At 66.0% G+C, this 8,515-nt stretch carries 8 protein-coding genes; 4 read left to right on the top strand and 4 right to left on the bottom strand.

The features are described from left to right. The 3 genes from BMY30_RS16785 to BMY30_RS16775 all read left to right on the top strand — a co-directional run. The coding region (locus tag BMY30_RS16785) for a zinc ribbon domain-containing protein (RefSeq protein WP_139195547.1) at window positions 1-305 on the top strand (305 nt) is incomplete at its 5' end. 270 nt (window positions 306-575) lie between these two features. After that, complete coding sequence (locus tag BMY30_RS16780) at window positions 576-1,067, top strand: molybdopterin-dependent oxidoreductase (RefSeq protein WP_089715846.1); 492 nt, start codon at window positions 576-578, stop codon at window positions 1,065-1,067. After that, entirely contained in the window at window positions 1,064-2,245 is a 1,182-nt protein-coding gene (locus BMY30_RS16775; RefSeq protein WP_089715843.1) for a GGDEF domain-containing protein, read from the top strand. The genes BMY30_RS16780 and BMY30_RS16775 overlap by 4 nt, the downstream gene beginning before the upstream one ends. Window positions 2,246-2,302: 57 nt before the next feature. Here BMY30_RS16775 and BMY30_RS16770 read toward each other — a convergent pair whose 3' ends face one another. The 3 genes from BMY30_RS16770 to BMY30_RS16760 form a co-directional block, all read right to left on the bottom strand. Then, window positions 2,303-4,042 (bottom strand): isocitrate/isopropylmalate family dehydrogenase, encoded by a 1,740-nt coding sequence (locus tag BMY30_RS16770; protein ID WP_089715840.1) that lies wholly within the window; start codon window positions 4,040-4,042, stop codon window positions 2,303-2,305. 98 nt (window positions 4,043-4,140) lie between these two features. Further along, window positions 4,141-5,394 (bottom strand): threonine ammonia-lyase, encoded by a 1,254-nt coding sequence (locus BMY30_RS16765; RefSeq protein ID WP_089715838.1) that lies wholly within the window; start codon window positions 5,392-5,394, stop codon window positions 4,141-4,143. Continuing rightward, window positions 5,391-6,011, bottom strand: a complete 621-nt coding sequence (locus BMY30_RS16760; protein WP_089715836.1) for a gamma-glutamylcyclotransferase — start codon at window positions 6,009-6,011, stop codon at window positions 5,391-5,393. The genes BMY30_RS16765 and BMY30_RS16760 overlap by 4 nt, the downstream gene beginning before the upstream one ends. A gap of 103 nt (window positions 6,012-6,114) precedes the next feature. On the opposite strand from BMY30_RS16760, the gene BMY30_RS16755 reads away from it, so the two are divergent. Beyond that, complete coding sequence (locus BMY30_RS16755; RefSeq protein WP_089715833.1) at window positions 6,115-6,576, top strand: phosphatidylglycerophosphatase A family protein; 462 nt, start codon at window positions 6,115-6,117, stop codon at window positions 6,574-6,576. Here BMY30_RS16755 and BMY30_RS16750 read toward each other — a convergent pair. After that, complete coding sequence (locus BMY30_RS16750; protein WP_089715831.1) at window positions 6,573-8,501, bottom strand: alkaline phosphatase D family protein; 1,929 nt, start codon at window positions 8,499-8,501, stop codon at window positions 6,573-6,575. The two genes, BMY30_RS16755 and BMY30_RS16750, sit on opposite strands and share 4 nt — an antisense overlap. Window positions 8,502-8,515 lie beyond the last annotated feature (14 nt).

Here is an 8,515-nt window from a genome sequence, read left to right as displayed (position 1 = left end):
CCTCCTGGCACGCCTTGACCACCAAGCTGGACTACAAGGCCAAGGAGCAGGGCAAATACCTGGTCAAGATCGATCCGTGGTTTGCCAGCTCCAAGACCTGCCATGTCTGCCAGCACAAGGTCGACGCCATGCCGTTGAGCATCCGGTCATGGGAGTGCCACGCCTGCCATGCGCCCCATGACCGGGACATCAACGCGGCACTGAACATCAAGCATCAAGGCATTATCAAGCTGAAGGCTGAAGGATTGTCGGTCTCTGCCCATGGAGGCTCGCGTAAATCCGGCATGTCGCCGGTTGCTGCCTGAGAAGTGGGAAGCCCCGCACACTCGGGCGGGGAGCAGTCACTCTAGTCTGGCTTCTCCGCCGGCACCAGTCGCTGACTGCCGCCTTTGGCCAGGGGAGTCGAGTCAATTTCCTCGTAATGGGTCATCCGTTGGTGACGACCTGTCGCAAAAAGTGGACGCCGGGTAGGGTGCTCGCGATAGTCTGTACGTTCAGACACACGTCTTACCTACCAGGCCAGCTGCCTGCAACCGCTGCCATCCGATACCTTCCATCCCGTTACGGGAGTCTCCATGGGCGTTCTTTCCTCTCCTCTACGCGCCGGCTTCCTGGCCGGCTGGCTTTTCTTGCTGTATGCGTCGGGTCCCGCACTCGCCGATAGCTCATCTCCGATGCTGACCGTGACGGAGGGCACCGAGTCTCGCGAACTCACTCTCGAACAAGTCGAGGAGGCGGGCCTCCATGAGGTGGACATGCGCCATCCGGAGGGACCCGAGGGCACCTTTGCTGGGGTCTGGCTGGATGACTTCCTCACCGCTCAGGGCCTCGAGGAGGCGCGTCGTGTCAGGTTTCTCGCCTTCGATGGCTACACGACCTTCCTTACCCCGGCCCAGCGGCAGGAGAAACGCTACCTTCTGGCCACGCGTCTCGAGGGAGAACCCCTAGATGAAGATATGCTGGGGCCCCTGATGCTGATCGTGCCCGAGGACGCTGCCGCCGCGCTGGAGGGTAATGTGTCGATAACGCGCTGGATCTGGTCGATCCGGGAGATCAGCGCCCGATGAACGCTGCCTCGAGCCGAGGCCTGGGCATGCGCCTGGTCGTGGTGTTCTGCCTGATCGCCACGCTCTGTGCCCTGGCGTTCGGCTATTACGTCTCCCAGGCACGACGGCATGTGGGGGCCGACTACACGGCGCTGGTCACCGATGTGGTGAGGGCCCAGCAGGATCCCGCCGCATTGCGGATAACCCTGGATAGCCTGATCGACAGTCAGGACCTGATCCACCTGGAACAGATCCATGATCTGTTGTGGCGGATTCCTCGCCGTATCGAGAGTATCCAGCGGCAGCTGCGTCGCAGCGAACTCGCGCCCACCAGATATGCCGATCTGGTCGAGGAACTGACCTATGTGGCGTCACGGTTGCCCGCACTGGAGGCCGCCGTCGATGCCGCCGCCGAAGAGGGACTCGACGAGCCGGCCAGCGAGGCCATGTTGAGCCTGGGTATGGAGGTCGAGGAAGGCCTGGCCTGGGCCTACAGCGAGCTGAACGAGCAGCTCCACCAGGCCTCGGCCGAGCAGCGACTGTTGATGGAGCGGCTGACCCTTGCCGTGGCGGTGTTGCTCCTGCTGCTCCTGTTGGCGGTCGGCGCAGTGATGCTGATGCTGCTCCATCTGTATCGTCAGCGGGAGACCATGCGCCTGCAGAGCCGCACCGACGAACTGACCGGTCTCAGTAACCGCCGCTGGCTGCGGGAAATGGCTGAGCAGGCATTTGACCGGTGGCGACGTCACGGTGCACCCCTGAGCCTGATACTGCTGGATCTGGACCACTTCAAGCGGATCAACGATGACTTCGGCCACCCCCTGGGCGATGCGGTACTGGTCGCCTTTGCGCGCGCCCTCGAGCGTGAAGTGCGCCGCATCGACACCGTGGCGCGGATGGGCGGCGAGGAATTCGCGATATTGATGCCCGACAGCGACATGGCGGGAGCCCAGCACCTGGCCGAGCGGATCTTGCGCGCGACCCGGGCGATGCCGTTACCCGGGCCGGCGGCCGATCGCCGGCTGACGGTGAGTATCGGAGTGGTCGAGGTGGCGGATGAGACGGGCTTCGATCGGCTCTACAGTCGGGCCGACCAACTGCTTTACCAGGCCAAGAAGAGTGGGCGTGACCGAGTGGTGTCCGACCACGATGCCGAGGACACCGAGTGGCAAGATCACGAGGACGATACCCGCGGCTGACCCTGCAGCACAGATGACAGCGCCGGCCCCGAGGCATACGGGGCCGGCGTTGTCGTGTCAGGCCGCCAGACGCTCGGCTACGGCGTCGAGGAAGCCCTGCATGTCGACTACGGTTTCCGCGGCGGGGTCGGTGGTCTTGCCCTTGAGATCGCCGGTGATGATGCCGTCGGCGACGGTATCGATCAGCGCGGCCTTGAGGCGGGTAGCGTAGTTTACCAAGGCCGGGTTGCCCTCGCGTTCGCCGAGCGTCTCCAGGGCATTGGCCACGGCGAAGATCAGCGCCGAGGAGTTGAAGTGCGCCTCTTTGCCATCGCTCTCCAGGTACTTGAGGTAGAGGTCATGGGCGGTGCCATGGGGGGCCTCGAAGAGCATGGTGCCGCTCTTGCTTTCGATGATCGAGCTGGCGGTGGCAAGGCTGCCGCCGAGCGCCGCGGAGATGTCCGAGAAGATGTCGCCGTCGAGGTTCTGCGCCGGGTAGAGGGCGTTGCGCGGCGGGTCGGTGATCATCTTGATGAGCTGGCTGGAGGGTCGCATGATCATGAATGATGGCGGCGGGGTGTCGGCCTGGGCCAGCTCACGGCGCACGTCGGTGATCACCGTGCTGAACACCTCGTCGTAGTTCATGTATTCGCGCTTGAGGCCGAAGTAGACCTCCTTGCCCTTGCGCGAAGCGTCACGGAACACCTGGGTGACCCAGTCCTTGATGGCCTCGTGGTCGTTGGACATCAGCAGGATGGGGTCGCCCCGCTTGACGTGTCGGGCATGTTTCTCGTCGCCGTCGACGATCACCTTGAGGATGCCGTCCTCAACGGCGGGGGCGTTGTAGCTACCATACTGGTCGCCGCCGCCGGCACTCATCCGCGACAGCGAGACGTGCGCCTTGCGGGTGGGAATGCCGTGCTGCTTGAGCTGCTCGACCAGCTTGTAGAGCTTGCGGCCGGTAGTGTTGTCCGGCACGCCCCACAGCGCTCGTTCCGGCGGGTTGGCGACGATGCGTGCGGCCTGGGCATCGATCAGCTCGTAGTGGTAGTTGAGCCCCAACGCCTCGACCTGCGCCCGGTATTCGCTCTCGTAGATGCCCTCGATGGCGGCGCGCATCACGCCGTCGTAGCCGGCGATTACGGTATCCTTCAGGCCCAGGTAGATGTCGCGCTTCTCGTCGATGGCGCGTTGGAAGAAGCGGTGCGCCCAGGCCTTGATCGCGTCGATGTCGTTGGTGGCGAGCAGCCAGGGGTCGCCCTTCTTGACCTCGCGGCGGTGCAGTTCCACCGGGTCACCGCTGGCGCCGACAAACATCAGCTTGACGATGCCGGTCGCGCGGGAGAGCTCGTTGTAGCTGTCCTTGCTGCCACCGGCCTCCATGGTGTCGACCTCGATGTCGCGGCCGATCCACTCCGGCTTGTTGAACTGCAGATTGCGGAACTGGATGTCCTCGCGGGTGATGTTGCCGCCGATGCCCTTGCGGATGGCGCCGTTGGGCGATTTGGTGGCCAGCGGATGCAACGTGGTGCCGTCGAGTTCGGGATGGGCGGATAGCAGCTCACCCAACTGGGCGCGGTTGACCGTCATCCCCGCGTTCTTCACGCCCACGCCGTAGCGCTTGAGCGCCTCGATGGCATCGATCACCGCCTGGCCGTTGGTGACCAGGCGGTTCTCCGCGGTCAGGTCGATTTCGACCAGTTCGATGCCGAGCCGGGAGGTCACGAAGGTATCGAGGATTCTCTCGAAGGCCACCTGTGCCATCTCGTCGCCATGCAGGATGACCAGGGGGGTTGTCACGTTGATCTTGCTGCTCATCACTTTTTCCTTGTTGAGACGATGGAAACCGCTTCGATGATGGAATGCGCACAGGGTACGCCTGCCGTTTGTCGTTCGCCAGGCGCTCGGGGCGCCGGTCAATGCCCCTCGGGGTCGGTGGCCCAGCGCTCGTCCGGGTGCACCTCGTTGGCGGGCAGCACCGGGTCGTAGCCCTCGGCGCGCAGCGCGGCGATCACCTCGCGGGTGTGGTCGCTGCCCAGGGTCTCGAGGGTGGCCTCGACCTCGGTGGCACGCAGCGAGAGGTCGGTGAAGGTGCGCTGGTGGGCGATCTGGATGACGTTGGCGCGCTGTTCGGCGAGCAAACGGGTGAGCTCGGTGAGCGACCCTGGAACATCGGAGATGCCGACCCGCACCCGCACGATGCGGCCGGTGCGCACCAGGCCGCGCTGGATCACCGAGGAGAGCGCCAGCATGTCTATGTTGCCGCCGCACAGCACCAGCCCTACCTTGCGGCCGCGGTAGCGCGCCGGGTCGGTGAGCAGGGCGGCGAGGCCGGCGGCGCCGGCACCTTCGGCGACGCTCTTCTCGATCTCCAGCAGCATCAGGATGGCGCGCTCGATCTCGGGCTCGTCGACCAGCACGATGTCGCTGACCAGTTCGCGCACGATCTCCCTGGTCAGTATCCCGGGCTGCTTCACGGCGATGCCCTCGGCCAGGCTGGCCAGGCCGCAGTGGATCGCTTCTCCGGCCAGCGCCTGCTGCATGGCCGGGAAGCGGCAGGTCTGCACGCCGATCACCTCGATATCGGGCTTCAGCGCCTTGGCTGCCACGGCGATGCCGCTGATCAGCCCGCCGCCACCAATGGGAATCACCAGACAGTCGAGGTCGGCAACCTCTTCGAGCATTTCCAGGGCAATGGTGCCCTGTCCGGCGATGATCCGCGCGTCGTCATAGGGGTGCACGAAGACCAGGTGGCGCTCTTCGGCCAGGCGCCGCGCATAGACGCCGGCTTCATCGACCCCGTTACCCTCGAGGTGTACCTCGGCCCCGAAGTTGCGAGTGTTGCGCACCTTGAGGTTGGGAGTGTGGCGGGGCATGACGATGGTGGCCTGGATGCCGAGCCGGGCGGCGTGATAGGCCACCGCCTGGGCGTGGTTACCTGCCGACATGGCGATCACCCCCCGGGCGCGATCCTCGGGGCTCAGCGAGAGCAGGTGGTTCAGGGCGCCGCGCTCCTTGAAGGAGGCGGTGAACTGGTGGTTCTCGAACTTGATGGTGACCTCGCAGCCGGTGAGCTGCGAGAGGGTAGTGGCGTGCAGGCAGGCGGTGCGCTCCACGTTCCCTTGCAGGCGGGCGGCGGCCTGTCGGACGTCGTCGAGGGTCACGCTCATGGGAGGGTCTTCTCCGTGGGTGGGCTCTTGTCGGGGCAACGGGCGTCTGCTGGGTGGGGCAGGCGTGCTGCCAGGGCGAACACGTGGGGATCGTCCACGCCGAGTTCGCTCAGTGCCTTGGCCAGGTTGACCAGGTAGTCGCGGTTGGGCCCGCTGGGCCCGTGGGCCATGGCAATTTGCTCGGCGATAGCGTCGAGCGGGGCGTCGCCGAGGAAGGCGGCATTGTCCTCCGTGGCGAGATAGACCAGCCCTTCGGCACTCGCCGGCGAGGCGTCGTCATCGAAGTGCAGCCGGGTCACCTCGCGCAGATAGCCGTTCTTTTCACGTACGTCGAGCGGGCCGAGCACCTCGGGGGTGATGCGGTAGGCCATGCCGTGGCAGATCGAGCCGGGCTGGCACACCAGGGTGGCCACGCGGCCCGGCGCCTCGGGGGTGCCGCGATGGTCGTGGGAACCCTGCCAGAAGCGCCGCACCCAGCCGTGGATATAGGCCGGGCGGCGCTCCAGGAAGGGGAAGTCGGCCTTCCAGATCAACGAGCCGTAGCCGAACAGCCAGATCTCGTCGTGGCCGTCGAAGTGGGTCATTTGCCGGTTGCGGTGGGTCGTATCGAGGGTCATCCCTGAATGATGCGTCGGCCGGCGATGAATGTCGACGTCCGCCGGGCCGGCGGGTATCTTGGCGGATTTTCGGCCGGTATCGGTCGCTCAGGGAGCAAAGAACATGGACAACGTCGTGATGTGGCTGGCTACCGGCCTGGGCACGGGGCTTTCGCCCTGGGCCTCGGGTACCGTCGGGTCGCTGCTGGGGCTGCCGCTGGCCTGGTGGTTGCTGGGCCGCACCCGGGGGATGCAGATAGCGGTGACGCTGGTGCTGCTGCTCGCCGCCGTGCCGGTGTGTCACCTGGCCGAGCAGACGCTGGGTGGCAAGGACGACGGGCGCATCGTACTCGACGAGATCGTCGCCTTCCCGGTGGCGGTGCTGGGCCAGTCGACGGCGCGCCATCCCGTGGCCATGGCCGGTGCTTTCGTGGTCTATCGGCTCTTAGATGCCACCAAGCCGCCTCCTGTGAACCAGGCCGAGGCGGTGCCCGGTGGGCTGGGTATCGTGCTCGACGACAGCGTGGCGGGGGCCATGAGCTGGCTGGTGGTGGCCGGCGGCCTCGCTCTGTGGCGCCGGCGTTAGCGGTCCTGATCGCGCGGTGGAAAGGTGACGTCGAAGCCGCGGGCATCGAGTTGGCGGATGTCGCTCGGGCGACCCTGATCGTCGAGTTCCACCAGGCCGATGCCGGAGCCGTTCCATAGCCGCTCGCCGGCCTTGGCGCGATCCGGGTCGCGCGGCGCGATTATCATGCGCCGGCGCTTGGTAAACCAGTTGAGAGGCGAGCGCGAGGCGTAGAGCCAGCGATTCAGGCGGTCGAACCAGTCGAGCAGGGGATCGGGGAAGGCATTCTTTATGCCGCTGGAGGTGATCTGCCAGATCTTCGGTCCCTCGCGATGCTGGCGGATGTGGATGTCATAGGCGAAGGAGTAGTGCACGTCGCCGGAGAGGATCACGTAGTGCCCCGGGGTGCGGGAGTGGCGGAAGATGTTGAGCATCACGCTGGCGGCGCCGCGGTGGGCCATCCAGTTCTCGGCATCGACCAGCAGCGGCCTGCCGGCCAGGGTAAAGAGTTTCTGGATCACTTCGATCAGCTTGACGCCGAACATCGGAGCCGGTGAAACGATCACCACCGAAGGGGCATCGAGAATCTGCTGCTGCAGTTCCGAGAGGGCCTCCCAGTCCATCAGGCCAGAGGGGCGTTTCGGGCTGCGCTCGCTGCGCCAGCGCCGGGTGCGGGTGTCCAGCACCACCAGCTTGGGCTCGCCCTCGACCTCCACTTCCCAGCCCTGGAAACGCTGTAACTGCTCGATCACGGCGTCCTGCTCCCCGGCGGGCAGCCAACCCTCCTGGTTGGCCGCCGACTCCAGCAGTGCGGTGGCCTCGCCCAGCGGCTCGGCCAGGCGGTCCGGGTCATTGCCCCAGCCCTGGCAGAGCAAATAGGCCAGCAGGGCGTTGCCGATGATCCGCCGCGAGAAGGGATGGCCGTAGGCGGTGCGTTCCCAGTCCGCGGTGAGGTTCCAGTCGTCGGTGATGTCGTGGTCATCGAAGATCATCAGCGAGGGCAAATGGGCCATCACCCGGGCGGCGGCAGGCAGCCCCTCGGCGAAGCGTTCGATGATCGCTCGCTCCTCGCCGAAGAGTGCCGCGTGCTCTTCACCCAGCGCCGGCTCGGTCATCTCGACCAGCCGCCAGGGCTCAGGCGACCAGGCCAGAAGGTACATGGCGATGACCTCGGCGAAGCTCATCAGGTGGTTGTGGGCATTGGCCGAGGTGAAGACTGGCTTGCGCACGCCGCCGAAGAAGCCCTTGCGCACGTCCTCGCTGCTCTCGGCGTCCGGCAATAGCGTTTCGCGCCGGTAGTAGCTGGCGGCGTCTGCGTGGAGGGCCTGGCTGTCGGCCACGGTGGCGCCCTCCAGGGTCTCGTCGAAGAGGCCCAGGCGGCGGATCAGTGCGTGGATGGCGACCAGCAGGGGGCCGGCGACGTCGTCGGCATAGATCTGGTCGCCGGTCATCAGCAACCAGGCGGGCCAGGCCTCGGGAGTCTCCCGGCGTTCGGCCAGCCAGGCATCGGCACGCACCAGGCCGTCGGGACCGTCGTAATGGGGTCGGCGGCAGGAGCCATGCAGCAGTCGACGGTGGCTGTCGGCCAGCACGAAGGCGGGGTAGGTGGCACCCTCATGCAGCACGTGGGGCGCCCAGTCGGCGATGCTGCTGTCGCCTCCGTCATTGGTGATCTTCAGGTCGTAGTCGATGCGCACGCCGCGGGGCAGCGGCGTGTCGAGAGCCACATCGATCAGGTGCAGCCAGGCATGCTGCCCGAGCGGCAGGCGCTGCAGGCGGCGCTCGTTCAGTGTCAGGCGGCGTGGCGGGTGTCCGGTTGGATGCAGCATCATTCCGAGTTCGAGGGGCTGCGAGCCTACCAGCCAGATCACCAGGCGCTCGGCGCTCAGGCGTCTCAGGATGGGACCGGCGAGGACCTCGGGCAGGGGAGAAGCATCTCGGGACATGACAATCCTTTGCG

This window comes from Halomonas daqiaonensis (assembly GCF_900109725.1).
GTDB lineage: Bacteria > Pseudomonadota > Gammaproteobacteria > Pseudomonadales > Halomonadaceae > Halomonas > Halomonas daqiaonensis.
The sequence above is the reverse complement of the archived record's forward strand: the minus strand, read 5'-3'. Positions and strand labels throughout refer to the sequence as shown.

Bases quoted from the DNA above. Each gene is read 5' to 3' on its own strand.
- BMY30_RS16780 (WP_089715846.1), top strand. From the start codon at position 576: ATGGGCGTTCTTTCCTCTCCTCTACGCGCCGGCTTCCTGGCCGGCTGG.
- BMY30_RS16775 (WP_089715843.1), top strand. From the start codon at position 1,064: ATGAACGCTGCCTCGAGCCGAGGCCTGGGCATGCGCCTGGTCGTGGTG.
- BMY30_RS16770 (WP_089715840.1), bottom strand. From the start codon at position 4,042: ATGAGCAGCAAGATCAACGTGACAACCCCCCTGGTCATCCTGCATGGC.
- BMY30_RS16765 (WP_089715838.1), bottom strand. From the start codon at position 5,394: ATGAGCGTGACCCTCGACGACGTCCGACAGGCCGCCGCCCGCCTGCAA.
- BMY30_RS16760 (WP_089715836.1), bottom strand. From the start codon at position 6,011: ATGACCCTCGATACGACCCACCGCAACCGGCAAATGACCCACTTCGAC.
- BMY30_RS16755 (WP_089715833.1), top strand. From the start codon at position 6,115: ATGGACAACGTCGTGATGTGGCTGGCTACCGGCCTGGGCACGGGGCTT.
- BMY30_RS16750 (WP_089715831.1), bottom strand. From the start codon at position 8,501: ATGTCCCGAGATGCTTCTCCCCTGCCCGAGGTCCTCGCCGGTCCCATC.